The sequence below is a fragment of the Gluconobacter thailandicus F149-1 = NBRC 100600 genome (assembly GCF_000964465.1).
GTDB lineage: Bacteria > Pseudomonadota > Alphaproteobacteria > Acetobacterales > Acetobacteraceae > Gluconobacter > Gluconobacter thailandicus.
In genome coordinates this window covers 40,047-64,695 of the sequence record NZ_BANH01000013.1, presented here as the reverse complement: position 1 = coordinate 64,695, position 24,649 = coordinate 40,047, and the positions used below count along the sequence as shown (strand labels likewise).

General features: G+C 57.2%; 19 protein-coding genes. 9 read left to right on the top strand and 10 right to left on the bottom strand.

What is annotated here, in order from left to right; translation table 11 throughout:
• Positions 1-1,414: type I-E CRISPR-associated protein Cse1/CasA (gene casA, locus B7444_RS04390; protein ID WP_048855121.1), on the bottom strand; the 1,414-nt coding region annotated here is incomplete at its 3' end.
• A gap of 461 nt (positions 1,415-1,875) precedes the next feature.
• A complete protein-coding gene (locus tag B7444_RS04385; protein ID WP_035730053.1) occupies positions 1,876-4,551 on the bottom strand; it encodes a CRISPR-associated helicase/endonuclease Cas3 in 2,676 nt (891 codons plus the stop codon).
• A gap of 193 nt (positions 4,552-4,744) precedes the next feature.
• Between B7444_RS04385 and B7444_RS04380 the strand changes: the two genes are divergently transcribed.
• Complete coding sequence (locus B7444_RS04380) at positions 4,745-5,293, top strand: Smr/MutS family protein (RefSeq protein ID WP_007282372.1); 549 nt, start codon at positions 4,745-4,747, stop codon at positions 5,291-5,293.
• A 3-nt stretch (positions 5,294-5,296) separates the two neighbouring features.
• On the opposite strand, the gene B7444_RS04375 is transcribed toward B7444_RS04380, so the two are convergent.
• The gene (locus B7444_RS04375) at positions 5,297-6,388 is read right to left on the bottom strand and encodes a hypothetical protein (protein ID WP_007282371.1); all 1,092 of its coding nucleotides are present in this window, start codon (positions 6,386-6,388) and stop codon (positions 5,297-5,299) included.
• On the bottom strand, positions 6,385-7,302 hold the full coding sequence (gene hemF / locus B7444_RS04370; RefSeq protein ID WP_007282370.1) for an oxygen-dependent coproporphyrinogen oxidase: 918 nt from the start codon (positions 7,300-7,302) through the stop codon (positions 6,385-6,387). The genes B7444_RS04375 and hemF overlap by 4 nt, the downstream gene beginning before the upstream one ends.
• Positions 7,303-7,559: 257 nt before the next feature.
• Between hemF and B7444_RS04365 the strand changes: the two genes are divergently transcribed.
• Positions 7,560-8,450, top strand: a complete 891-nt coding sequence (locus B7444_RS04365; RefSeq protein WP_029495691.1) for an S-methyl-5'-thioadenosine phosphorylase — start codon at positions 7,560-7,562, stop codon at positions 8,448-8,450.
• A gap of 46 nt (positions 8,451-8,496) precedes the next feature.
• Here B7444_RS04365 and B7444_RS04360 read toward each other — a convergent pair whose 3' ends face one another.
• The 3 genes from B7444_RS04360 to B7444_RS04350 are packed head-to-tail and all read right to left on the bottom strand — an operon-like array spanning position 8,497 to position 10,349.
• Entirely contained in the window at positions 8,497-8,883 is a 387-nt protein-coding gene (locus B7444_RS04360) for a DUF2934 domain-containing protein (protein ID WP_007282368.1), read from the bottom strand.
• A gap of 2 nt (positions 8,884-8,885) precedes the next feature.
• Positions 8,886-9,626 (bottom strand): SDR family oxidoreductase, encoded by a 741-nt coding sequence (locus tag B7444_RS04355; RefSeq protein ID WP_007282367.1) that lies wholly within the window; start codon positions 9,624-9,626, stop codon positions 8,886-8,888.
• A 9-nt stretch (positions 9,627-9,635) separates the two neighbouring features.
• Positions 9,636-10,349, bottom strand: a complete 714-nt coding sequence (locus tag B7444_RS04350) for a dienelactone hydrolase family protein (RefSeq protein ID WP_015072140.1) — start codon at positions 10,347-10,349, stop codon at positions 9,636-9,638.
• A 42-nt stretch (positions 10,350-10,391) separates the two neighbouring features.
• On the opposite strand from B7444_RS04350, the gene B7444_RS04345 reads away from it, so the two are divergent.
• The 4 genes from B7444_RS04345 to B7444_RS04330 all read left to right on the top strand — a co-directional run bounded on the left by B7444_RS04345 (position 10,392) and on the right by B7444_RS04330 (position 15,879).
• A complete protein-coding gene (locus B7444_RS04345; RefSeq protein WP_007282365.1) occupies positions 10,392-10,586 on the top strand; it encodes a DUF4169 family protein in 195 nt (64 codons plus the stop codon).
• Positions 10,587-10,715: 129 nt separating this feature from the next.
• A complete protein-coding gene (locus B7444_RS04340) occupies positions 10,716-11,006 on the top strand; it encodes a co-chaperone GroES (protein WP_035730058.1) in 291 nt (96 codons plus the stop codon).
• Between the two features lie 51 nt (positions 11,007-11,057).
• Positions 11,058-12,695 (top strand): chaperonin GroEL, encoded by a 1,638-nt coding sequence (gene groL, locus B7444_RS04335; RefSeq protein WP_007282363.1) that lies wholly within the window; start codon positions 11,058-11,060, stop codon positions 12,693-12,695.
• Positions 12,696-12,939: 244 nt separating this feature from the next.
• Positions 12,940-15,879 carry a TonB-dependent receptor domain-containing protein gene (locus B7444_RS04330; protein WP_048855120.1) on the top strand — a complete coding sequence of 980 codons (2,940 nt, stop codon included), beginning with the start codon at positions 12,940-12,942 and terminating at the stop codon, positions 15,877-15,879.
• A gap of 72 nt (positions 15,880-15,951) precedes the next feature.
• On the opposite strand, the gene B7444_RS04325 is transcribed toward B7444_RS04330, so the two are convergent.
• The gene (locus B7444_RS04325) at positions 15,952-18,855 is read right to left on the bottom strand and encodes an ATP-dependent DNA helicase (RefSeq protein WP_007282360.1); all 2,904 of its coding nucleotides are present in this window, start codon (positions 18,853-18,855) and stop codon (positions 15,952-15,954) included.
• A 201-nt stretch (positions 18,856-19,056) separates the two neighbouring features.
• Here B7444_RS04325 and B7444_RS04320 point away from each other — a divergent pair, with 201 nt between their 5' ends.
• Genes B7444_RS04320 through B7444_RS04310 form a run of 3 tightly spaced genes read left to right on the top strand, consistent with a single transcriptional unit; the run spans position 19,057 to position 23,476 of the window.
• Complete coding sequence (locus tag B7444_RS04320; protein WP_007282359.1) at positions 19,057-20,676, top strand: lysine--tRNA ligase; 1,620 nt, start codon at positions 19,057-19,059, stop codon at positions 20,674-20,676.
• Positions 20,677-20,681: 5 nt separating this feature from the next.
• On the top strand, positions 20,682-22,781 hold the full coding sequence (locus B7444_RS04315) for a lysylphosphatidylglycerol synthase domain-containing protein (RefSeq protein WP_007282358.1): 2,100 nt from the start codon (positions 20,682-20,684) through the stop codon (positions 22,779-22,781).
• Positions 22,778-23,476, top strand: coding sequence for a MarC family protein (locus B7444_RS04310; RefSeq protein ID WP_007282357.1), 699 nt, complete (start codon positions 22,778-22,780; stop codon positions 23,474-23,476). Before B7444_RS04315 ends, B7444_RS04310 begins: the two co-directional genes overlap by 4 nt.
• Here the strand turns inward: B7444_RS04310 and B7444_RS04305 are convergent.
• Together B7444_RS04305 and thpR are read right to left on the bottom strand one after the other, a co-directional pair.
• The gene (locus tag B7444_RS04305; RefSeq protein WP_016737732.1) at positions 23,403-24,074 is read right to left on the bottom strand and encodes a uracil-DNA glycosylase family protein; all 672 of its coding nucleotides are present in this window, start codon (positions 24,072-24,074) and stop codon (positions 23,403-23,405) included. The two genes, B7444_RS04310 and B7444_RS04305, sit on opposite strands and share 74 nt — an antisense overlap.
• On the bottom strand, positions 24,071-24,634 hold the full coding sequence (gene thpR, locus B7444_RS04300) for an RNA 2',3'-cyclic phosphodiesterase (RefSeq protein ID WP_007282355.1): 564 nt from the start codon (positions 24,632-24,634) through the stop codon (positions 24,071-24,073). Before thpR ends, B7444_RS04305 begins: the two co-directional genes overlap by 4 nt.
• Positions 24,635-24,649: the final 15 nt, after the last annotated feature.

Genomic DNA, 24,649 nt, shown 5'->3' with positions numbered 1-24,649 from the left:
CCCCCAGCCAGTCACGGCAGGTCTGGTCCTGTGCCGTTGTCGGGTTCTGGCTGTATCGGGTCAGATGCCCGAAGAATGTTGGTTCCGTGCGGTTCCAGAACTCTTCGCGCAGGCAGGTGAACAGAGACGCATCCAGTTTGACCGTCGCACCGGCCGAGAACAGGGCAGCGCGGACGGTTGAGCGGAGGGCATCAGCCACGAGAGTGGAAGCCTGAACAAGCCTGCGCGCCATGTCGTCAGCGAGGTGCTGGTCTTTGGTCATGGCGGCCCGCGGAAGCGGAAAATGGCTCTCGGCAAAGCTGCGGAGCTTCATGTTGTCAAAGTCCGCACCGCCCGCGAAAAAGCGGTCCATTGGGCGGGGAGTTTCACCGTCGTCCAGATCCGGCTGACGGTCGTTCCTCCATGTGCGGATGGCAGGGGCTTCGAAAGATGTGTCTGTGGGGACCACCAGTCCGAGCCAGTGCCGGTAACGGATGCCACCCGGTTGCGGATGTTGGAACAGGAGTTCCTTGTCCTTGCCCGGACGGTAGGTTGGCGTCAGCGGATGGCGGGGTGCCCAGAGATTATAATTACAGCCGTACGGACGTTGGCACCATCCTGTGGCCTGAATGTCGTCCCGCTCATCCGTGATGTCACACCGGGCGTCGGGCTGCTCTTCAAAATTAAGCCGGATCCGGCGTGGCATGCCCCACCAGGCCTGCAAGGGATGAGCATTCAGTTCCGGCTGGATCTCAAGGTTCTTCTCCGAAGTCAGCGTTGGGGCCAGCCATGGAAACACTTTGGGCAGTTCTGCTTCGGTGGGCGGAGTGCCCAACGGCACGTTTGCCCAACACCGATGCCAGAGCGTGTCACGATCGGCAGGGGTTACAAAGGTGATAAGGGGGCCTCCTCCGCGAAGGCCGGTCCGATTTCCTTTGCCGCCTGATGGCGCCCAGGACTGCATTGTGTAGAGCGCCATGGCGGCTGCCGGACGCCCCATGCGCTGTACCCGGTTTCTATGGTTGAGAAGATCCATGTTCTTCTTGACCGTCTGATCGCCGGGCGCTTCGAACAGAAGGCGCTCGATTGGCTCCATTCCGCTTGAAAGAGGCTCGAAATCCTGAAGGAAGCGTGGACCGGGGCCATCCAGATCGAACGCTTTCTGCATGGGGGTAAACGCGGCTTCCAAATTCTCCGGTGTGGGAGGTGTGTGCCAGAGAGTACGCCATTTCCGTTCAGTGGCGGGCGGGAAGGCCGTTGCCAGTAGACCGATCATGAACTCGATACTGGCAATCTGAAAGTCAACGCGGGGCCAATCGAAGTCAACAACTGGATCGGTTTCAATGTTTTCGACAATCTGGGAAGGACGGATAATCTCCTTCTTGCCGGATCTTCGTCGGATTGGAATCCAAGATGTTTTTATCAAATCAAACATTTATGAAATTCCGTGGGTATGGAAAATTACGGAGATATTCGCGCTTATTTTGATAGTAGGAACACATGATTCCAAAACATGGAAGGTCAGAAAGATAATACTGGTTGAAATCAGGATTTGAGGAAAATGAAAGAGAAAATATTTTTGCGGAGTAGGGCGCAAAGGCGTTAAACTGGATAGCGACCTGCTTCTTACTCTTTCCTCCCGGGAGGGGTGATGGGAAGTCGCTCCGGATATGAGGGGCATAAATTCTCTTTGTGTTTGCGAAGGTGGTTCAGCGTTGAGACTCGAATCGGGGCTGAACCACCTCATGGGAGAATGAATGAAAAGATTAACAAATCAATGATTTTCTTGAATCTGCGTTTAGAATAAGATTAGAACTTAGATTTTATCCCCGCTTTCGCGGGGAACAGAGTTTGAAGAACCTGCCTTAGATCAGGAATAGAACGGTTCATCCCCGCTTATGCGGGGAACATCAACCCAGTAGCTTTATGATACTGAAGCATCAGAGCATTGTCATCCTTGTCCAAGCCTCTCCCCTCAAAGCCACCATCCACACTCTCAAACAAAACAAGTACAAGAATATCCTCCACCGCATCCCGCTCCCAGCGGGACCAGGAGGCGCGGATAGTTTCGATGGCAGTCTGTAAGCCTTCCGGGGGAGGGCAGGATTTCAGGCGTCTGCGGGCCACACGGATTTCCGAGAGTGCCCATGCCTGTGAAGGATCAGCGTCCTCTGCATAAGGGTGGATGACACCGTCTCTTAGAAGGGCGAGACGGACGATGACTGTCGGGTCTGTTTCCAGTCGTGTGCGGGCTTGCAGATCGGTGTCCCACTGGCCCGTTCCGGGGTCGTAGGGTTCTCCCGTTTTCAGAACCGTCTGCCGGCCTAGTCCCTGCGCGCTGAGGTTTTTGCCTTGTGTTGTGAGCATCTCTTTTTCAAGTGCGGCAGGAACGCTGCCGGGCGATGCGGTGTCGGCAACTTCTTCAATGATGGGGCGAACGTCTTTCGGGGTTTGGAGAACGTTGCGTGCAAATAGCGCGCGAGCCGTGCGCCAGAGCAGGGACGGGTCTCGATAAACGGCTGCTGTTCCGGGCAGAACACGGCGGATCCAGTTTGCATCCGGATCTGAAACGGGGGATGGGGAAAGAATGTCCAGTTGCGGATAATCGACAGGTCGGTCTTCGCGGTGATGGCGCCACAGCCGCCCGGCTCTCTGGATCAGGAGATCTGCGGGGGCAAGGTCTGTGATGAGCGCATCAAAATCGAGATCAAGAGACTGCTCCAAGATCTGTGAGGACACCAGAACGCCAGCGCGTTGATCGGGTGACGAATTCTTTCCAAATTTTCGGAGAATATCCTGCTCGATTTCGAACCGATCCACCATGGCGAGGCGCGCATGGAAAAGCTGGACTTTCAGTCCTTTTGCCCGAAGAGATTCGGCACTTGCGATGGCCTCATCAACGGTGTTCCGGATCCAGGCGATGGCACTTCCGGTTTCTGCAAGTTCTATGACGCGGGTTTCGGCTTCCCCGACATCTGACAGCCGGTTGAGCGTAACGGTTCTTCCCAGTCCGGGGCGGGGTTCACAGGGTGTTTCTACGGGAGCGGCTGTTCCAGACACCAGTGTAGTCAGTGGGTAATGCGTGTCTTGCAGGGTTGTGGCCGGGAGGTTCAGCCCTTTGCGGAACGCATTGACCAGCGTGGTTCTGAGTGCGTGGGAGAGGGTGGCAGACAGGAGAATGGCTGATCCGCCTCTGGAGGCATGAAGGGTGAGGAGTTCCTTCATTTCCTCGTTCATGTAAGCGTCGAAAGTATGGGCTTCATCAATGCACAGGATCTTGCCGGTCAGACCCTGTCGCCGGATGGTTGTGTAACGGACCGGCAGGACCGCCATGAGGGCCTGATCAATGGTGCCGACGCCTACCTGCGCCAGCAGGGCGCGACGGTTTTCGGACGCCAGCCATTCCATGCACGCGGACTCTCCGGGCTGTTTGCGGATGCCTGCGGAGGAGGAAAGTGATTTTTCCGAAAGGATCGTCTGCGTAAATCGCTCGGAAAGGCGGGCTTTGCCATGCGCCAGCGCAAGGGAGGGACGATCCGCAGGGTGAAACATCTTCCCGTAGGCAGCGGCGACGCGGTCGAACATTGCATTGGCTGTCGCCATGGTCGGCAGAGCAAGAAACACTCCGTTGGTGTGTCCCCGCGCAATCAGCCGATGGGACAGGATGAGCGCTGCTTCCGTTTTGCCGCTTCCGGTCATGTCTTCGATGACGATTAATGCGGGGCCGTCAGGAAGGGATGTGGTTTCTGCCCAGCGCTGCAACGGAGAAAGGGCGTGATTTTCAAGATGGGGGAGAAGGTCTTTCGCGCTCTGGAACGGGCGGGTGCGAACGGGTCCAAGTCCGGCCTTAAAAATGGCTTTCTGGGCCTGAGGGAGGGCTTTGTTCCAGAAATAGTCGGCTGGGTCTGTTAGGGTGTGGGGAGTGGCATAGGGAAACCATGTGCGGTTTGAGCCTATCCAGTCTGCCACGGGAAGGCATTCCGCCAGTCTCCAGGCCAACGCATCCATGGCGTCTTCTGAAAAGTCTCCAGGAAAAGATGGAGGCTGGAAAAGAGAGGCCATGACATCCAGGAAAATTCTGGCGGCATTCAGAGTATTTTCGTCAAGCGGGGTCAGGTTTGCGGGGCGCTGATAGGCGCGGTTGAGCGGTTTGCCGTGATGGCCCGCAACACCCGCAAGGACCCGGAGCTTTTCCGAGAGGGACCAGTCAGGGAAGAGGATTTTCAGAACAGGGTGTGTGCTTAGCTGCCCCAGAATCTGCAAGCCTGCGGCGTCATGGCGCGGGCCGGGAGGAATGGCTGCGGGCGTTGCTTCAAGAGCGGTCGGCCAAAGGTCCGGTCTAAGAAACTGGAAGGTTGCTCCCAGTTTGCCGATGTCGTGCAGGCTGGCGAGAAATCCCAGGAGCCTGCGGTCGATAGGGTGATTGTCTATTTGAGGGAGCATGGTTTCTGGCAGGTTCATGGCGACGGCTGCCACATCCAGCGAATGCGCTACGACAGGATGCATGGGGCATTCCGCTGCTGCCTGCGTGTCCGTCTTGGCCCAGAACTGGGCCAGATCCGTCAAATCCATTCCGTTATGCTCCCGTCCGAGCTCATCAGACGGGATTGTTTCTTGCGAGGCAAGATCGGGAAATTCAGTCTTTTCCCATTGTTCGAGAGCCGTGGAAGCAGTTACACGTTTCGCAGGTTTGTTGCGGTTTGCGCGACCGGGGTCGGTTTCCGATGGAGTGTGTGTGGCAAAACGGGTTCTGAAGGAGGAGGAGGTGGCTTTGTGGCGCATGGTCGTGCGTGACATCGCTCCCATACATCCCGCTCAGGCCAAGCCACAGCTACCTCCAGTTCCTAAAAAGGCCAAGGAAGATCTCGGCTTAAAGAGATCAACGCCTGCAGCGGTTGTGCCGCCTGAACGGGATCTGTCCTTCAGGGCCATGCTTGCGCGCCCGACTGTACGGCGGACAAGACCTCAGGATCTTCGGGTGGGTGTCCGGTCTCCTGGACTGGATGATACCAGTTGGAAGCGCCTGTCTCGTGGGGATCTGAAGGTTGATGCCAAGCTGGATCTGCACGGATATATTGTTCAGGACGCGTTCGAGCGCCTGATTGAGTTCATGCACCGCGCCAAGGCTCGAAACTGGCGATGTGTCGAGGTGGTCACGGGGCTCGGGAGCGGAGCCACGAGCGGTTTGATCCGCCGCGAACTGCCGCTCTGGCTTCAGAGATCAGATATTCGACCCATGGTTCTGGCCGTCGTTCATCCACACTCGGCCAATCATGGGTCTGTCCGGATCCTGTTGCGGACGAAACGCCGCTAATTTTCAGATCGGGCGTGTTTCCTGTCCGATCCGCCAGCGGGGAGTGTTCATGGCAATCCAGCGCCTCAGGGCAAGGATTGCTCCGATGTCTGGTGTTGCTCGGGACAGGAACGGCGCGGCGTTGGCGCCTGCTGCCAGCATGAAATGGTGTTTTTCTGCCCAGTGCCGCACTGTTGGATCAACGGCAGCATCCCAGCATGCTTTCTGCCAGCTTTTGACCAGATCTGGCGGCGTCAGCATCGGAAGTGCAACGGTCAGGGCCGTGTAGGTGCTGGCGGAAACAGCCTGCCATGCCCTGTAAAGCGCACCTTCAGGCGGCCTGTGACGGGCCTGCTGGTAGGCTTCCAGAAAATTTGGAATGTTGTCGGCGCTGGTGTCTGAGAGATCACCCGTATGATAGATCGGAACCGTATCGGGGGGCAGTCTGGCAAGGACATCCTCAACTGGAACACCCAGCGTATAGGGTAGAAGCTGAACGGCATCGACCTGGTTATTAGCCAGTGCGTCCAGGGCCTCTTCCGTTCGGGCAAAGCCGGAAACGGGAATGGGGCGAAGTCCCAGAAGCGTCAGTCCCAGCAATGCATCCAGCTCTGTCCCCGTCGGACGCGAGACGGCGAGGCGCACGGGATGATCGTGGAAAAAGCCCTTGAGGCGGCTTCGGAGGGTCTTGTGCAGTTCTGCTCTGGCGATGACCACGGTTGTGGTGTGGGCTGTCAGCAGGGGCGTCCATCTGGTGAAGTCATAATGAACGCGTGGGTCTCCGGTCAGGGAAGCCAGCAGTGCGCTGCCGGGAGCAATAAGGGCTGTACTCCCGTCCGGCGCGCTATTGGCGTCGAAAAGGTTTGCGGCGCGTACGCCATCCTGACCGATATCGGGTGTGATTTCGAGCGGTGCATCAAGACCGAGTGTGCGGGAAATAACCCCCGCAGCCAGTTCCCCAAACTGCCCCTGAATGGATGCCATGGTGCCGCCAAGAAGGAGGCGGGCATCAGGAATGTCAGCTGCATGCGCGGACAGTGACGGCAGGGCGCTGCCGGCGCCGAGCAGGGCCAGCCCTTTCAGGCAGTCGCGGCGGGTCGGGGACGGGACCGTCACGGCCAGCGGACTTCCGGTGGCATGCTCATCAGGATCGCCTCGGTATTGCCGCCTGTTTTCAGACCAAACAGTGTTCCGCGGTCATGGAGCAGATTGAATTCGACATAGCGGCCACGGCGAATGAGCTGGGCGTCACGGTCGGCTTCGGTCCAGGGATTGAACATCCGGCGGCGAACCACGGCAGGATAGGCATCATGGAAGGCCATGCCGACGTCTTTCGTGAAGGCAAAATCGCCTTCCAGGCTGCCGGTTGTGAACTGGTCGTAAAAGATGCCGCCCAGACCGCGGGGTTCGTCGCGATGATGCAGATGGAAGTAACGGTCACACCATTCCTTGAAGCGCGGATAGTGTTCCGGATCATGCTTGTTGCAGGCTGCTTCGAACATCTTGTGGAAGTAGTCCGCGTCACTGCGGGCTTCAGCGCTGTCGGGGAACATTGGGGTGATATCGCCACCGCCGCCAAACCAGCCCTTGGTCGTGATGATCATGCGCGTATTGAAATGCGCGGCGCTGACATGCGGATTGCAGGGATGAGCAACGAGGGAGACGCCTGTCGCAAAGAAGCGTGGGTCTTCGGATGCGCCGGGAATGTTCTTGCGAAATTCGGGAGAGAACTCGCCCCAGACCGTGGAGACGTTGACGCCAACCTTCTCGAATACGCGTCCGCGCATGACCGACATGACGCCACCGCCGCCTTCCGGCCTGCTCCATGCGGTACGGGTAAAGCGGCCGGCTTCAGTGCGGTCTCGCAGAACCTGCGAGCCTCCCTCGACAGCTTCATCTTCAAGCTGCTCGTAGGACGCGCAGATCCGGTCCCGGAGAGATGCAAACCAGGCCTTCGCCTCACGCTTCAGCGTATCATGAGGCACATCCGGGCGAACGAGTTCAGCAAAATCGGGGCTGATCTGGTCCATTTTTCTCTCCCCTACCATCCTAGGAACAAAATCGCGTTACGCGGAATGTCCTAGCAAATCGCACTTGATACGAACAGTTGGTTGGTTGCATGTCTGCTGCCGCTCTGTGGCGCGATGATGGCAGAGAGTGCCTTTCTGCTTTGTAAAGATGAAACCGTTTTTTGCAGCGGGCTGACAAGCAGAGGCTTGCGCCTGGCTTCTGTCTCGTGTTCCTGAACGATCCTCAAACATGTTCATCAGGGGCGGATGGAACACCCATGTCTTCGGAAACAGAAATTCAGCCGGTTATCGGCGTTATCGGCGGCTCCGGCCTGTATGACATTGACGGTCTGGAAAACAAGGAATGGCGTCGGGTTGAAACGCCTTGGGGTGAGACGTCTGACGAACTCCTTTTTGGGACGTTCGAGGGCGTAAAGTGCGTCTTCCTGCCGCGTCATGGCCGTGGGCATCCGATCCCGCCGTCACGCCTCAATTTTCGTGCAAACATTGATGCTCTCAAGCGCTCGGGGGTGACGGATATTCTGTCGCTCTCAGCCGTGGGCTCTTTGAAGGAAGAGCTGCCACCGGGTCGTTTCGTGCTCGTTGACCAGTTTATTGATCGCAGCTTTGCACGCGAAAAGAGCTTCTTCGAAACGGGATGTGTGGCGCATGTCGGTATGGCCGATCCGGTATCCGGCCGTCTGCTGGATGTGCTGGAAGCGGAGTCCCGCAAGCTTGATATTCCGGTGACGCGTGGCGGAACCTATATCGTCATGGAAGGCCCGCAGTTTTCAACGCGTGCCGAGAGTGAGCTCTATCGGTCATGGGGTTGCTCGGTCGTTGGCATGACCAATATGCCGGAAGCCAAACTCGCCCGTGAAGCCGAGATGACCTATGCGACGGTCGCCATGGTCACGGATTATGACTGCTGGCACACCGAACATGACAGCGTCACGGTTGAGGCCGTCGTGAAGGTTATGAAGGGGAATGCGGATAACGCCCGCCGTCTCGTGAAAGCTGTGATCCCGGTTCTGGGGCAGAAGCGTCCACCGGATCTGTCTGCGGAGCGTGCGCTCGACTTTGCGATCATCACCGCACCTGAGAAGCGCGATCCGGCACTTGTTGCCAAGCTTGATGCCGTTGCAGGTCGTGTTCTGAACAAGGCCTGATGCACTTGCCGCCCGTGTAAACGCGGGCGGCAATAGGGAAGGGCTATCAGGGCCCTTCCTGTTTCTCATCGATCTGGGCGTAACCCGGCTGACCGGCATCGGTGCTGGGATCGTTCATCAGTTCGCGCTCTTCCTTGCGGTCAGCTACGGGGAAGTGACGCTGATCACCCTGATCCGTGCTGCGCTCGGGAAACTCTCCAAGATTTTCCTGAAGGCGCGGATCTTCGATCTGAACATCTGCCAGTTCCGGCGGAGGGAGATCCTCAACGGGGGTGCCTTCAGGGACGCCTTTGATGGAGATCAGGTCCGTCGCCTTTTCAAGATAGGCTTCCGGTCCTCCGTCAGGCTTGCCATCTGCTTCCCAGAGAAGCCGGGCTTCATGGCGGATGGCTGCATCACGTTTGGGGGCGGTTTCGAGTGGATTGCTACTCATGATTAAAACTCCTGAAGGGTTGGGCGCAGGACAATCTCGTTAATGTCCACGTCGTCAGGTTGGGAGATAGCGAAGGCGATGGCACGGGCTACGGACTCTGCCGGAATAGCGATGTTGTAGAACTGTTCCACTGCCTTGCGGCTTTCTTTGTCGCCACTTCCGGCCTTGAGTTCGCTTTCAACGGCACCGGGTTCAATGCACGTCACGCGGAGAGTATTACCTGCTTCCTGGCGCAGGCCGTCGCTGATGGCACGGATCGCGAATTTTGTTCCTGAATATACACTTCCACCGGGGGCAAAAACCTTGATTCCAGCAACCGAGGACAGGTTGATGATGTGCCCCGAACGCTGGCGTTCAAAGATTGGGAGAGCCGCAGCGATACCGTAGAGAACGCCTTTGATGTTGATGTCGATCATCCGGTCCCATTCATCGACCATCAGTCGTTTTATGGGGGCGATTGCCATCAGGCCTGCATTGTTGATGATGACGTCCAGGCGACCGAATTCGCGCTCGACGGCTTCGACAACCTGAGACACCTGCAGCCGGTTTGTGACGTCCAGCGTATAGGCACGAGCAGTCTGACCCAGCGCTTCAAGCTCGGAGACGATTTCGTCCAACCGATCCCGGCGTCGGGCGGCGATGGCGACATAGGCGCCACGGGCCGCGAGGTAGCGCGCAGTTGCCTCACCAAGACCACTGCTACCGCCGGTGATGAGGACGATTTTTCCTGCAATGCCTTCCATGATGAGGCCTCATGTTCTTTTGAGGTGGTGTTTCAGGAATGCCGTGCTGCGGCTCCAGGCGAGGTCACGTGCATCCTGATTGAAACTGGACCGTTCAGGGCAGCCGAAACCATGACCTGCCTGATCGTAGAGGAAGACCTCAACTTCTGGGCGTTCGGCCCGGATCTTCTGGACGTCACCTGGTGGGATTGATGCGTCTTCACCGCCAAAGTGAAGCTGTGTCGGGCAATGGGGAGCCGTATCGCAATGATTGGCAATGCCGCCGCCATACCAGCCGACCGCTGCATTGAAATGATGCGTTCGTGTTGCTGCCAGCCAGGCGATCAATCCGCCCCAGCAGAAGCCAAGGACCCCCACAGGGCGCTGGTCGTCATTTTCGCGAAGTTTTTCAGCGCAGGCTGCGAGGTCCTGCTGGATCAGGTCCGGCGAAATTCCGCTGCGGAACTCCAGACCTTCCTTCAGGCCCGCTTCATTATAGGCAAGAACCGTATGGGGTTTGACCCGATCGAAAAGGGCGGGGGCGAGAACATGAAAGCCTTGTTGCGCCAGTTCCGAACAGACTTCCCGGATATGCCCGGTCAGGCCGAAGATTTCCTGCACAACAACGATTGACCGTGGGGACTCGGGGGAGCCGGTTTCCCATGCTTCAAATTCATGCCCGTCAGTCGCCCTGAGGCGGATCATGTGACCCTTGGTCTTCTCTTGGGAATGCTTGTGGTCCATTGATTTCTGTCCAGTCTCTGTAACGCCGGAAAGGCAGGTGCCATGAGCGACGTCATCAATCTCCGTCGGGAACGCAAACGCCGCAAGTCTGTTGAGGATGCGAAGGACGCTGAAACCAATCGTCGTCTCTTTGGTCGGACTAAAGGGCAAAAAATGGCAGATTCTCTTGAGAAACAGCGTCTCAAAACCCTTCTGGACGGCAAGAATATTTTTTCCCTGAAGGACGATGGTTCTTGACGAAACCGGTCGTTGGGACTACCTCTCTTGGCACTCTCGATACGGGAGTGCTAACTGCGCTGCAGTCATTGAGCGCGTAACCCGGCCGCGTCGCTTTTGAGAAGGGCACGGCCTAAAATGGAGCGATCCATGACGACTTTTCGTCCCCTGCATGACCGCGTTGTGGTCCGTCGCCTGACCGGTGAAGAGAAGACCGCTGGCGGCATCATCATCCCTGACACCGCCAAGGACAAGCCGACCGAAGGCGAAGTCGTTTCCGTAGGCCCAGGCGCCCGGAACGAGCAGGGCCTGATCGTGGCTCTCGACGTCAAGGCTGGTGACAAGGTGCTGTTCGGCAAGTGGTCCGGCACCGAGGTGAAGATCGACGGCGAAGAGCTGCTGATCATGAAAGAGAGCGACATCATGGGTGTGATCGGCTGAACAGCCGTCCCCGTTTCCTCTCATTAAAAGACCTCAACAGGAGATAAGAACATGGCTGCCAAGGACGTAAAGTTTGGTGCCGATGCCCGCGACCGTATGCTGCGTGGCGTTGATATTCTTGCAAATGCCGTCAAGGTAACGCTGGGCCCGAAGGGTCGTAACGTTGTTCTCGACAAGAGCTTCGGCGCACCGCGCATCACCAAGGACGGTGTCTCTGTCGCCAAGGAAATCGAACTGGCTGACAAGTTCGAGAACATGGGCGCTCAGATGGTGCGCGAAGTCGCATCCAAAACGAACGACCTCGCCGGTGACGGCACGACGACCTCCACGGTTCTCGCGCAGGCTATCATTCGTGAAGGTGCCAAGGCTGTTGCCGCTGGCATGAACCCGATGGATCTGAAGCGCGGCATCGACAAGGCTGTTGGTGTTGTCGTTGAAGAGCTGAAGAAGAACAGCAAGAAGATGACCTCCCCGGAGGAAATCGCTCAGGTCGGTACGATCTCTTCCAACGGTGAGCGCGAAATCGGTGAGATGATCTCTTCTGCCATGCAGAAGGTCGGCTCCGAGGGTGTCATCACGGTTGAAGAAGCCAAGGGTCTGCACACGGAACTCGACGTGGTCGAGGGCATGCAGTTCGACCGCGGCTACATTTCCCCGTACTTCGTGACGAACCCGGAGAAGATGACGGCCGATCTCGATGCGCCGTACATCTTGATCCACGAGAAGAAGCTGTCTTCGCTTCAGCCGATGCTGCCGCTGCTTGAGAGCGTTGTGCAGTCCGGTCGTCCGCTGATGATCATCGCGGAAGACGTTGATGGCGAAGCCCTTGCTACGCTAGTCGTAAACAAGCTGCGCGGTGGTCTGAAGATCGCTGCCGTCAAGGCTCCGGGCTTCGGTGATCGCCGCAAGGCCATGCTGGAAGACATCGCGATCCTGACGGGTGGCCAGGTTATCTCCGAAGACATCGGGATCAAGCTGGAGTCCGTTACCCTCGACATGCTGGGCCGCGCCAAGAAGGTTCACATCGAGAAGGAAAACACCACGATCGTCGAAGGTGCTGGCAACAGCGAAGACATCAAGGGTCGTTGCAACCAGATCCGCGCACAGGTCGAAGAAACCACATCTGACTACGACCGTGAGAAGCTCCAGGAGCGTCTGGCCAAGCTGGCTGGTGGCGTTGCCGTCATCCGCGTCGGTGGTAGCACCGAGGTTGAGGTGAAGGAGCGCAAGGATCGCGTTGACGATGCGCTGCACGCAACCCGTGCTGCTGTTGAAGAAGGCATCGTTCCGGGTGGTGGTACGGCTCTGGCCCGTGCTTCGGTTGCTCTGAAGGGGCTGACCTTCGACAACGATGATCAGCGCATTGGTGGCGAGATCGTTCGCAAGGCTCTCCAGACGCCGCTGCGTCAGATCGCTGAGAACGCTGGTGAAGACGGCGCCGTGATCGCTGGCAAGGTGCTCGAGAACGACACCTACAACTTCGGTTTTGATGCTCAGAACGCTGAGTACAAGGACCTTGTTGCTGCTGGTATCATCGACCCGACGAAGGTTGTTCGTACGGCTCTGCAGGATGCCGCTTCGGTTGGTGGTCTGCTGATCACAACGGAAGCCATGGTTGCAGAGCGCCCAGAGAAGAAGGCTCCGGCCGCTCCGGGTGGAATGGGCGGCATGGGCGATATGGATTTCTGATCCGGTTGCACCTGATTTCCGGCTCGTTTCAGAGCCGGAAATTGCGTCGAAAGATTGCAAAAAGGCCGTTTCACGCAGGTGGAACGGCCTTTTTTTTGGTATGTGCAGGATGCATATGTGACCCTTATGCAACGCCTGTCGCAGAACTATCATGTAACCACCGTAACCACGGTAACTTGGGGTGACATGCGCGTAACGACCCGTCTAAAGGACTTCACCGCCTTTAGAAGGATTTCGTTTCACTATGATCGTATCGCGTCGCAATACGTTACTTTGCGCATCGGTGCTGGGGATGGGGGCGCTTTCGAGTGTTGCTCATGCGGCAACCGAAAGCACTCACACGTCCTCACATGTGCGCCACAAGACTGTGACTCATGGTCCGGTGCGTTCTGCTGCGACGCCTGCAATAACAGCTCCGGTCTCGGTGGCTCGTCCGGTGGCAGCTCCGCAGTTTTCTGCACCTGTAGCGGTCAACCGGTCCCATGCCGTTCGTTCCATTGATTCCGGAACGCAGGAAAGCGTTGTGGTCACGGGGTCTGCTCTGAGCACGTCTAACAATCAGAACGCGAACCCGGTCCAAATCGTGACCAGCAAGCAGATCGAGCAGACTGGCATCAACACTCTGGGTGATTACCTGCAGCGCCTGCCGTCTGTCGGTTCTTCGGGTACGACGAACAGCCAAACCAACAATACGGCGGGTGTTTCTTGCACGGATATCCGTAACCTTGGCAAAAGCCGTGTTCTGGTTCTGATTGATGGCAAGCGTGCAGCAATTGACGGCTCGTCAAGCTGCTTTGATCTGAACACGATCAATATTCACCAGGTGGCGAGTGTCGAAATCCTCAAGGATGGTGGTTCTGAGCTGTATGGTGCTGATGCCGTTTCCGGTGTCATCAACATCAAGCTCAAACACAATCTGGATGACGCGAACCTGACGGTTCGTGGAGGCATCACTGACCGTGGAGATGGCCAGTCCGGCATGATTTCTGGCTACAAGGGCTGGAATTTTGATCATGGCCGCGGCAACGTGACGGTCTCCGGATCTTACATGACCCAGAGCGGGATCCGTCAGAACAGCCGTGACTGGGCCAACCCGGTTGTGTCTGGTCTGATTGCACCGGGTGGTTCGCCGACTTACGGATCGTCCATCCCGACGGCGGGTCGTTTCATCACTGATACTGCGGATAATGTTCCCAATGGTGATGGATCGTTCCACAATTTCAGCAAGAAAGATCGCTACAACTACGGTAATGATCAGAGCCTGACGAACTCCTTGCAGGATGCCACGCTGTCGTTCGATGCACATTACGATGTGAACCGTCATTTCACGCCGTATGGCAACTTCCTGTATTCGCATCGTAACTCTAATACGCAGATGGCGCCGATTCCGGTGTCTGGTAGCATCTATCCATCCACTCTGCCGGTAGCCATCACCATTCCAGGAAGTGCGCCGTACAATTCGCTTGGCGAAGATGCCACGATGTACAAGCGTATGGGTGAATGGGGTGATCGCGTCAGTCAGACTGCTACCGACACATACACGGCAAAGATTGGCGCTTCGGGTGATATCACCCACGGTTGGAAATATGACCTGTCCTATACCTACGGGTGGAACCAGGTCATGTCCCAGACTTCTGGCGTTGGTAATTATTCCAAGCTGCTTCAGAGCTACGGTCTATCCGCTGAAGAGCCGGGCAATCCTGACAGTGCGCTGGTTTACAACCCGTCGATCTGCACTGCAGCGGCTGGCTGCACACTGTCCAACCCTTTCAACAAGCTTTCGCCGCAAGCGGCTGATTACTCGAACTACACGTCGCACGATCACTACTACTATCAGCTGCGTGATCTGAACCTGCGTATTAACAATAACCATGTTGTTCACATGCCGTGGAAGAACGGTGGCGATCTAGGTATCGCGCTGGGTATGGAGCATCGTGGTGAGCAGCTTGCCTATCATCCGGATGCCCTCGTTGAATCTGGCCAGACGCTGACGAACTCTGCTTCCTACACGGGTGGTGGATTCAACGTCACGGAAGGCTACCTCGAAGGTAAAGCCACGCTGCTGCACAATGCATTCCTTGCCAAGGATCTGACGATTGACGGTCAGGGCCGTTACTCGTCTTACAACACGTTCGGCAGCACGAAGAACTGGAAGGCGTCCATCAACTGGGCACCGGTTCAGGACATCCGCTTCCGTGCAACGCTTGGCACGTCCTACCGTCAGCCTAACGTCTATGAGCTGTATGGCGGTCAGTCTCTCGGCTATGCATCAGCAACTGACCCATGCGACAGCGGGCAGGTCGGCACATATGGCAGTCTGACGCCAATTGTGGCGGCCAATTGCGCCAAGCAGGGGATTAACAGCAGTAATTTCGTGTCTGCTTCCTCCAGTCAGGTTCCGACCCTGTTTGGTGGCAATCCCAAGCTGAAGCCTGAAACTGGCCGTACCTACACGTTTGGTACAACGGTCACGCCGCGTTGGATTCCAGGCCTCTCGGCTTCCGTGGAATACTGGCATTACACGCTCAAGAACATGATTTCGTACCTGAGCAGTCAGTACATCATGAACCAGTGCTACACGGGTGCAAACACGTCATATTGCAATGACATTACCCGCGTTGGCAGCACGAACCAGCTAAACTCCGTGACAGCTCTGTATGGCAACATCGGTGGACTGAAGACGAGCGGCATCGACTTTGACCTTGACTACCGTATCCGCGTTACATCTCGCGACGTTCTGACATTGTCCAACAACTTTCAGCAACTTGTGAGCTATCTTCAGCAGAACGAGCTCGGCGGAAAGTGGTACAATTATGCAGGTCGCATGTTCTACCAAAACGGTACTGGCAACCCCCGCGTTCGTGATTATGCGACCGTTGGCTGGCAGCATGGTGCAATTGGCGTCACATATATGATGAGCTATATGGGTGGTATGCGTTGGAACGACTCGGAAACTGATGTGACCCGTTCAGCTTCGGGCCGCATCAAGACGCCTGGCATCTTCTCTCATGATGTTACGGTGACTTATCGTTGGAAAAAGTGGAACTTCGAAGCTGGTGTGAACAACCTGCTCGACAAGAAGCCTCCCTTTGTTTCTGGTGGGACAGACAACAGCGCGGCTGCCCTTTATGGCAACCTTTACATGGGACGTAACGTCTTCCTGCAGGCAGGCGTGAACTTCTGATCTTTGGCTTTGCCAGAGGAGACGGAAAAGGCGGTGGAAATTCCACCGCCTTTTTTTGTGCTCTGATTGATTTCAGTTTTCCGAGGAAACCGGAGAAGAGGGGGCCAGAAATTCCTCAATATCCTTCAATGTCTCGGCAAGGCTGAGGCGTCGGACTTCGACTCCTTCGGGGAAAGCCGAAAGGAGGCGGGAGGGCATGCGGCGATCCAGCATGACGAAAACGCCTCTGTCATCGCCCCTTCGGATGAGGCGCCCGAAAGCCTGTCTAAGACGCATTCGGGTAATGCGGTCGTCATAGTCGCCAGGGCGACCTTCCGAGAGCAGACGTCGGCGTTCCCGGTGGAGAATGTCGGGGCGAGGCCAGGGCGTCTTTTCAAACACGACCATTCGGAGGGCCTCTCCGGGAACGTCCACGCCATCGCGCATGGCGTCTGTTCCAAGCAGGCAGCTATGGGTCTCGGTACGGAATACGTCCACCAGTGTTGCATTGTCCATCGCATCCACATGCTGGGCGTATACGGGGAAACCCTGTGCTTCCAGTGGCTCGTTAATGCGCCGATGCACTTCGCGCAACCTGCGGATGGCTGTAAATAGTCCAAGTGCGCCCCCGCCAGCGGCTTCAAACAGCGCACGGAATGCATGGGCCAGAGAAGCGATTTCTACAGAGACATCCGTGACCACGTAAGCGCGTGTCTGTTTTGCGTAGTTGAACGGACTCATGAGAGACGCCCGGATCGGCGGCTTCATGAAATGGGTAGCGCCCAAGCGAAGTTCGGCGGCGTGCCAGCTTTCTTCCCCGTCCTCAGGACCTGTTTGATCGCGGAGGGTGGCGGAGGTCAGCAGAAGGCCGTGAGCGGGCGTCTGGATAGTGGATGCGAATGGGATGGTCGGGTCGAGCCAGTGCCGATACAGGCCGACGTCATGATCTCCCTGCGTGCCGCGTGTTCTGGGTAGTCGTTCGGTGCGGATAAAGTCGATATGGACCGGTGTGATGCCGGGTTCTGGCGGTGTTTGCAGCGCATCCAGCATTCCAACCCATCCCGTAACACGGCTGATGGCGCGCCGATGGAGCGTGCGGATGAAGGCTTCGATACGCTGGCGCGTTGGGGCTTCCATTTCGGGATCATCTTCGACCTGGGCTTCAAGGCGCTTGGTCAGAAGAAGCAGTGGATCCTGCAGGCGGCGGAGGGCGCGTGAAAGATCCTCGGCAGTTTTCCTGACGGTATCAGTCGTCGGATGAAGATCGCACTCCGTGGAAATATATCCAGTCTCATGCTGTGGGTTCTGAGATCGACGCGCCTTTAACTGTTGATCCAGGGCTTGAAGGAACAGCTCTGAGGGATTGTCGAGTTCTGGTTCCTCTAGCGGAAGAAGGGATGAAGTGTCTTCTTCAGCAGCAGGTGCGTCTGATCCTTTGAGACGCGTGCTCCAGCCGGGGGCTGGAAGAGCGCGTGCGGCCTGTAAGACGGCATGAAGTGGTGCATCAATGGAAGGAATGCGTTCGACTAGGTCATCGAGACGCCGCAAGAGGCCTCTCGCACGTGACCGGCTGCCTTCTGCGCCTAGAAGCCATCGTCTCAGTTCAGCGGCTTCAAGTCCGGATAGAACTGTTGCGAAGGCACTATCGGCGGCTTCGGGGACGTGGTGGCCTTCGTCAAACACATAGCGAGTGGGGGCTGCGTCTTCGTCCGGTAGACCCGGGGGGGCGAGGGAGGCCCAGGCTGCCTGGGACATGACGAGAGCATGATTGGCCACAACAAGATCGGCCTGTCGCGCCCGGCGGATGCCGTGTTCTACAAAGCAGGCCTGATAATGTGGGCAGGCGGCATGGATGCACTCGCCGCGTCGATCGGCCACGCCATAGAGCGTGCCATGCCCGAAAAGTTCTCCAAACCAGCCTGGCAGATCGCCACCCATCAGGTCGCCATCCCGGCTCGCCTCTGCCCAACGTGCCAGGAGGGCCAGAGGCAGCAGTGCTGCTGCACTGTCATTTCCACGGGAGGTGGCGGTATTGAGAAGATCCTCCATGTTCAGGAGGCACAGATAGTTTTCCCGGCCTTTGCGGACGACCACCTTCTGTCGAAGAGTGGCTTCGTCCGGATAAAGGCGGTGGAGTTCCTGTTCGATCTGCCGCTGAAGATGGCGCGTATAGGTGCTGACCCAGACGGCACCGTCATTCTGTTCGGCCCAGAGGCTGGATGGGGCGATGTAACCCAGTGTCTTGCCAGTCCCGGTTCCGGCTTCCGCTAAAACGACATTGGGTGAACCGAGCGTTTCTCGCGGCTCAAAAGCGGCCGTTGCGACAGATGCAAAGTCGGCCTGTCCCGGTCGTTCTTCTGCACCTTCACCAAGAATTTGGCGCAGTCTTTCGCGTGCGGCACGTGACGAAACGGGCTGGCTGCTGGGAGCCGGGCGGGGAGCTGTTTCCTCCCAGCGAGGCAAGCGTCTCCAGATGCGCACGGCATCGAAAGGATGTGCACTTCCCGGGTCTGAGGCGGAGCCAATGGCATCTGCGACTTCGCCACTCCAGATCCAGCCTGCGCGAGTAAGGGGAAGCAGGAGCGCACGAAGGCGCGTGCCTTCTGGCGTGTCCGCTTTGGCGCGCAATCGGCCAAGAAGATTTTCGCACAGCAGGGGCAGAAGATCGGCAGTAATGTCTTCGGGGGGCGTTAGCCCGAGCGCGATGGCCAGTCCCCGCGGAGTTGGGGCCACGGTTGTCGCTGGAAGGACAAACAGGAACAGGTCCAGAAGATCGAACCAAGGAACAGGCTGTGAAAGGGGTGTCAGGTCCAGTGCCCGGAGAGCCGCCGGCCCGTGCACCAGAAGGGGTGGGGGAAGCTGCGATAATTTTTCCCGTGCCTCTTCGGCTGACAGATCCAGAAGTTCTCCGTCTGGCGTCAGAAGAGACGACAGGCCGCGCCGCGCAATCAGGGCGGGAGCATCAAATGGCGACGGAAAAGAGGGAGCTGGTGGCATTCTGTTCAGTCTAGCGGGAAGGGGGGAAAGGGGCGAGAGCTTTTGGAACAGATCGTGAAAAGGCAGGTCTGCTGCGGTGTTCGTGTTTCTGGCAACAGGTATTTGACATATTTCGTAATTATTTAGGGCGTTCGGAGAAACTTCGTACACTCTCGTATTGCTTGACCCGGGATACGTGTCTGCCTACGTTTTCCAGCAATCATGCACAATTCCAGAACACAAACCTTTCCGTCCCTCGCACCTGATGCGCCGTTGCCAAAAGCATGGCCATTCGAAGAAGCGAAAAAAATCGCCGCGCATGTGGGTGAGCGCGATCCGAAAATCCCGGCCCTGCTTGAAACAGGGTACGGGCCGTCCGGGCTGCCGCATATCGGCACGTTTGGCGAAGTCGCACGGACGACATGGGTTCGTCAGGCCTTTGAGGCACTGACTGGCCGCCCGACACGCCTGCTGGCGTTTTCGGATGATATGGATGCCCTGCGCAAGGTTCCGACGAATGTGCCGCAGCAAGAGATGCTTGCGAAGTATCTTGGCCTGCCGCTGACGCGTATTCCGGATCCTTTTGGCGAGTATGAAAGCTTCGCCGCCCATAATAATGCCCGTCTGCGCCAGTTTCTGGACAGCTTTGGTTTTGACTACGAATTTGCTTCCGCGACGGATTATTATACCGGCGGGACATTCGATGCCGCTCTTCGTCGCATGCTTGAAGTGCATGACGAAGTTGTTGCGACCATTATTCCGACGCTTGGCCCTGAGCGTCGTGCAACATATTCCCCGGTTCTGCCGATCCACCCTGAAACAGGGCAGGTGATGCAGGTTCCGATCATCAAGGTTGATCCGGACGCCGGAACGGTTGTCTGGAAGGATGAAGCCGGAAAGACGTTCGAAACGTCCGTTCTGGGTGGGCATGCCAAGATGCAGTGGAAGGCCGACTGGGCCATGCGCTGGTATGCTCTTGGTGTCGACTATGAAATGTCTGGCAAGGATCTGATTGACAGTGTGAAGCTGTCCTCAAAGATCTGCCGCATTCTGGGCAAGCAACCGCCTGCTGGACTGACCTATGAGCTGTTTCTTGATGCACAGGGGCAGAAGATCAGCAAATCCAAGGGCAATGGTCTGTCTGTCGAGGAATGGCTGCGTTACGGCACGCCGGAAAGCCTCGGGCAGTACATGTACCAGCAGCCTACGCGCGCCAAGCGTTTGTTCTTTGATGTCATTCCCCGTGCAACGGATGATTATCTGACGCTGGTTCAGAAGGCTGAAACGCAGGAGCCGATGGACCTGATGGCCAATCCGGTCTGGTTCATTCATGGCGGAACGGTGCGTTCGGAAGAGACTAGCCCAGTATCCTATACGGCGCTTCTTAACCTTGCGAACGTCGCGAATGCGGACAATCCGGAAACACTCTGGAAGTTCCTGCGTCGTTATGACGAGACGCTGTCGCCGGAAACGCATCCGTATGTGGACAAACTCGTCCGCTGCGCTCTGACCTATTTCCAGGAGCAGGTTTACCCCAACAAGACTTACCGTGATCCGTCTGAAACAGAGCGTAAGGGCCTTGAGGATCTGGCGACGGAACTGGCAAAACTTCCGGTTCATACGCCGCCGGTTGAAGTTCAGGATGTCGTGTTCGAAGTGGGCAAGCGCTACTTTGAAAAATCCGAGCTTCGGTCTTGGTTCGGCTGCCTCTATGAGGTTCTGCTTGGGCAGAGCGAAGGACCGCGGTTCGGAATTTTTGCTTCGCTCTTCGGTTTGCCGGAAACGGTTGCCCTTATTCGGGGCGCACTGGCCCGCCCGGCATCCGGGACAGTTCAGGCCTGACGCCGATGTGCCCTCACAGGGAAGACGACTGGCACGATGACAGTCTCGCTCTCGATCTTGAAGACGAGGGCGAGTGCGTCAAGAATCGCTGGCAGCTTCTGCTGACGCGTGCGCCCGCTGTTGTCGGGCTCGTGCTTCTGGTGGCTGCTGTTGTCGTGATCTGGCGCGAACTGCGCCATTTGTCCTTACACGACATTATCAAAAGTCTTGGGGCTATTCCCTCAGGCGCACTGCTGGCGGGGGCAGGTGCGACGTTCCTGTCGTATTTCATCCTGTCGTTTTACGACCGACTGGCCTGCCTGCATGTCCGTGCGAAGGTGTCCTTTCAGCGCTCGGCCTTTGCGGCTTTTTGCTCCTACGTTCTGTCTCATAATCTCGGGTGTGCCGCGATTTCAGGGGCCGCCGTCAGGTTCAGGCTTTATCGGAGCTGGGGGGTCGCACCGGGCGATATAGCCCAGATTATTGCTTTCTGTTCGGCAACTTATCTGCTTGGAACCACGGCGCTTGTGGGAGGAATACTGACCCTTGAGCCGCACGCCATTCCCATATTGTCTCATCTCCCTTCCATCCTTCTGAGGCTGGCAGGGTTAGGATGTTGGGGTGTTCTGGCGGCTTATATCGTTTTGTCCCGTGTCCGCCGTCATGTCAGGATCTGGCGCTACACCATCGAAATTCCCCGGACAGGCATTGCCATTTCCCAGATTGCCGTCAGCGCTGCGGATATGGCTGCAACGGCTCTGATCGCATACGGTGTTCTTCCGCCCCTGCCGCCAGAAGCGCATTTCGGCTTCGGCACGTTTCTGGCCATCTACATCGCGTCATATACGGCGGGTCTGGTTGCCAGCGTGCCTGGTGGTCTCGGTGTGTTTGACAGTGCCATGTTGCTGGCTTTGCGCCCATATCTTCCGGTTCCGGAAATCATGAGCGCCATTCTGGTCTTTCGCCTCTTTTACTACATCATTCCACTCGTACTGGCTGGTTTGATGTTTGCAGGACATGAGCTGTTTCTGCGGGGTGAACAGGCGCTCATGTCAGCAGGGCAGGCACCGCGTCGCATCCGGCCGAGCCAGGTGGTGCGGGAATCGGAAGCCGATTTCTCCGTCACGGTTGCAACGAGCGTACAGGCTGTCGCGGGCATTCTTCTGGTGCTTTATGCGCTGGCTGCTGAACTGCCGCCGCTGCGGACGTCACTGGGCGCGGCTGTGTCGCAGATCGCTGATCTTTTCCTGACAGTTAGTGGTGTTGCGCTGGTTGGTCTGGCTCTAGGGCTATCGCAGCGCGTGGCTCTGGCCTGGAAAGTTTCGCTGGGTGTTCTGGGGGCTTCGGTTGTTCTGCTGGTCCTGCGTCATGCACCCTGGGAGGCTCCGGTTGCACTCGCGCTGGTGATGCTGCTGATCGCGCCGTTCCGGAACTGCTATTATCGTCGCGCGCAGATCCTCGTCGCGCCTCTGACGCCTGCCATGCTCGCTCCGGTGTCACTTTGGGCATTGGGCTTGCTCGGTGTGGGGTGGGTGGCGCTGCAACGTCATCTTGGACCCATCTGGTGGCGTTCGATGATCTACGATGCACACACGGCGATCGGGCGCTGGTTCTTGGCTATTTCTGCGCTTTGTGGACTTTTTGCGCTTTGGTTTGGAATGCGCCGGACACGTATCCGCTTCGAAGCGTGGAATTCAGAAAATGAACAGCTGTATCGTAGCCTCCCACATGCCTTGCAGGAGCTTGGGCGTCGTCGGCCCAGCGGCCTGCTGCATGATGAAGCTGGTCGCGCGGCCATTCCATTCCTTCGTACGGGTCAGTTTATCATTGGTCTGGGCGATCCGGCTGGTTCGGAGCGGAACTGCATTGCCGCGATATGGCGGTTGAGGGACCTTGCCCTTCAGGAAGGACGCAAACTTGCGTTTGTCCGTGTTGGTCAGTCCCTTATGGCAGTCTATAATGATCTTGGATTGACGGTCTGTCCGGACGGAAAGGCTGGGACCATCTGCTGTTTTTCTGAGGATTATCGTATGATCCGGGCTTTCCTGAGTGGAGAAGAACGGCAGGCTCGCAAGAAGCGTGCGGCGGGGCGTTCCGAAACCGTTTCAGGTGCCACAGGTTCATGAGTTTGCCGCCCAGCCTGGGAAATGCGATCAATAGCTCGCTGATTGCATTCCCGGCACTGTTCTCGATCATCAATCCTCTTGGTGCATCCCTTATTTTCGCTCAGGCAACACAGGGGCGGACGCGCAAAGAGGTGATCGAGCTGGCGCGACTGGTCGCCCTGAATTCGCTCGCCATCCTTCTTGTTTCCATATGGTTCGGAAGCTGGATTCTCAGCTTTTTTGGCATCAGTATGAATGCCCTGCGCATTACGGGTGGGCTGGTTGTGGCATCCCGTGCCTGGGTCATGCTTCAGCAGCCGGAAACAAGTGAGGCCCGCAAGGAAAAGCAGGCTTTGCAGGGCGGCCGTACTGTTGCGGCGCCGGATTTGAAAGAGCGTGCGTTTTTCCCGCTGGCCATGCCTTTTACGGTGGGGCCGGGCAGTATTTCAGTCGCGATTGCCCTGAGTTCATCCTGCCCTCCGCATATGCCGGCACCGGATTATTTCATGGGGGTATCTGCGGCGGCAACGGCTATGGGGATTGTTGTGGCGGTTGCCTATGCTTATGCGGAACGCATCGTTTCCATGCTGGGTGTTACCGGTGCGCGGATTGTCAGCCGTTTGGCTGCACTTATCCTTCTGGCTATCGGAATCCAGATCCTGATTTCCGGTGTTCAGGGTTTTCTGGTTGAGACCCTGAGGCTTGCTCATCACTGAGAGCCAGAATGGCCTGCACCTTTTCGCGAAGGGCAGGAATGACTTCTTCCTGAAACCAGGGCGCTTTCTTCTCCCATACCCCTGTTCTCCATGACGGGTGGGGCAGGGGGAAATAGTTGTCAGGCAGGTAGTCCCGGAAATTCCTGACCCGTTCCGTGACCGAGCCTTTTCCTAATACGTGATGTTGTGAATAGCTGCCGACCAGCAGGGTGAGCCGGAGGGCTGGCATCAGCGAGAGAACCCGTTTTCGCCAGATGGGCGCGCATTCGGGTCGGGGAGGGCAATCTCCGCCCTTGGGTAAGCGACCGGGGTAGCAGAGGCCCATTGGCAAAATGGCGACGTGACGGGTGTCATAGAACACGTCTTCTGTCAGGCCGAGCCATTGCCTCAGCCGAACGCCTGATGGATCTTTGAAAGATGTATTTTTGAAATGGGCTTTGGTTCCCGGCGCCTGACTGGCAATCAGTAGCCGGGACGTTGCTGAAACATGGATCAGCGGCCTCGCGCCAAGAGGAAGGTGGTCTTCACAGACACGGCAGGAGCGGACCTCCTGAACCAGAGCATTCAGTCGATCCTGCGTAGTGGGATTGGAAATCATTCATCCTCAGGAAGAAGTGGCATGTCCGGGTGCCAGGCATATTCTGCGCGGGCAACATAGACATGCTGATCGTACCCACGCAGGCTCTCAAAGAGCGTAACGTGGTGAACGGGCATTGGCTCACTTCTGAAAAGATTATGCCTCTGAACCCAGCGGGCTGCATCGGCACGTTGGGTCGTTGCAAGGTGCCCAAGAGTTACGCTGGGCTGAAAACGGCGTTTTGCAGGTGCGCATCCGGCTTTGCGTAGAACGCTTTCAACCTGCGTCTGAAGTGTAGTGAGTGCTTCGGATCGTTCAGTGCCGATCATGAGGCTGTCAGCAGTCATGCCTTCGCGGAGGTCTGCGCCGTGGAAAGAGACATCGAATGGCTTCCAGGCCAGCCGCGAAAGAGCAAGATCAATCTCTTCCATCACGTAGCGATCGGTAATCTCACCGATAAAACGGAGGGTCAGATGATAGTTCTCGGAAGGAACCCACTGCACGCCCGGCAGTGAACCTCTGAGAAGAGCAAGCGCTTCGCGCTGGGCGGGGGAGAGGTCGAGTGCGACAAAAAGTCTCAAGAGGCTCGTTTCCCG

What these genes read in the sequence shown, in the direction of transcription:
- B7444_RS04385 (WP_035730053.1), bottom strand. Translation starts at nt 4,551, where the DNA reads ATGGATTTGACGGATCTGGCCCAGTTCTGGGCCAAGACGGACACGCAG.
- hemF (WP_007282370.1), bottom strand. Translation starts at nt 7,302, where the DNA reads ATGGACCAGATCAGCCCCGATTTTGCTGAACTCGTTCGCCCGGATGTG.
- B7444_RS04365 (WP_029495691.1), top strand. Translation starts at nt 7,560, where the DNA reads ATGTCTTCGGAAACAGAAATTCAGCCGGTTATCGGCGTTATCGGCGGC.
- B7444_RS04360 (WP_007282368.1), bottom strand. Translation starts at nt 8,883, where the DNA reads ATGAGTAGCAATCCACTCGAAACCGCCCCCAAACGTGATGCAGCCATC.
- B7444_RS04355 (WP_007282367.1), bottom strand. Translation starts at nt 9,626, where the DNA reads ATGGAAGGCATTGCAGGAAAAATCGTCCTCATCACCGGCGGTAGCAGT.
- B7444_RS04350 (WP_015072140.1), bottom strand. Translation starts at nt 10,349, where the DNA reads ATGGACCACAAGCATTCCCAAGAGAAGACCAAGGGTCACATGATCCGC.
- B7444_RS04345 (WP_007282365.1), top strand. Translation starts at nt 10,392, where the DNA reads ATGAGCGACGTCATCAATCTCCGTCGGGAACGCAAACGCCGCAAGTCT.
- B7444_RS04340 (WP_035730058.1), top strand. Translation starts at nt 10,716, where the DNA reads ATGACGACTTTTCGTCCCCTGCATGACCGCGTTGTGGTCCGTCGCCTG.
- groL (WP_007282363.1), top strand. Translation starts at nt 11,058, where the DNA reads ATGGCTGCCAAGGACGTAAAGTTTGGTGCCGATGCCCGCGACCGTATG.
- B7444_RS04330 (WP_048855120.1), top strand. Translation starts at nt 12,940, where the DNA reads ATGATCGTATCGCGTCGCAATACGTTACTTTGCGCATCGGTGCTGGGG.
- B7444_RS04325 (WP_007282360.1), bottom strand. Translation starts at nt 18,855, where the DNA reads ATGCCACCAGCTCCCTCTTTTCCGTCGCCATTTGATGCTCCCGCCCTG.
- B7444_RS04320 (WP_007282359.1), top strand. Translation starts at nt 19,057, where the DNA reads ATGCACAATTCCAGAACACAAACCTTTCCGTCCCTCGCACCTGATGCG.
- B7444_RS04315 (WP_007282358.1), top strand. Translation starts at nt 20,682, where the DNA reads ATGTGCCCTCACAGGGAAGACGACTGGCACGATGACAGTCTCGCTCTC.
- B7444_RS04310 (WP_007282357.1), top strand. Translation starts at nt 22,778, where the DNA reads ATGAGTTTGCCGCCCAGCCTGGGAAATGCGATCAATAGCTCGCTGATT.
- B7444_RS04305 (WP_016737732.1), bottom strand. Translation starts at nt 24,074, where the DNA reads ATGATTTCCAATCCCACTACGCAGGATCGACTGAATGCTCTGGTTCAG.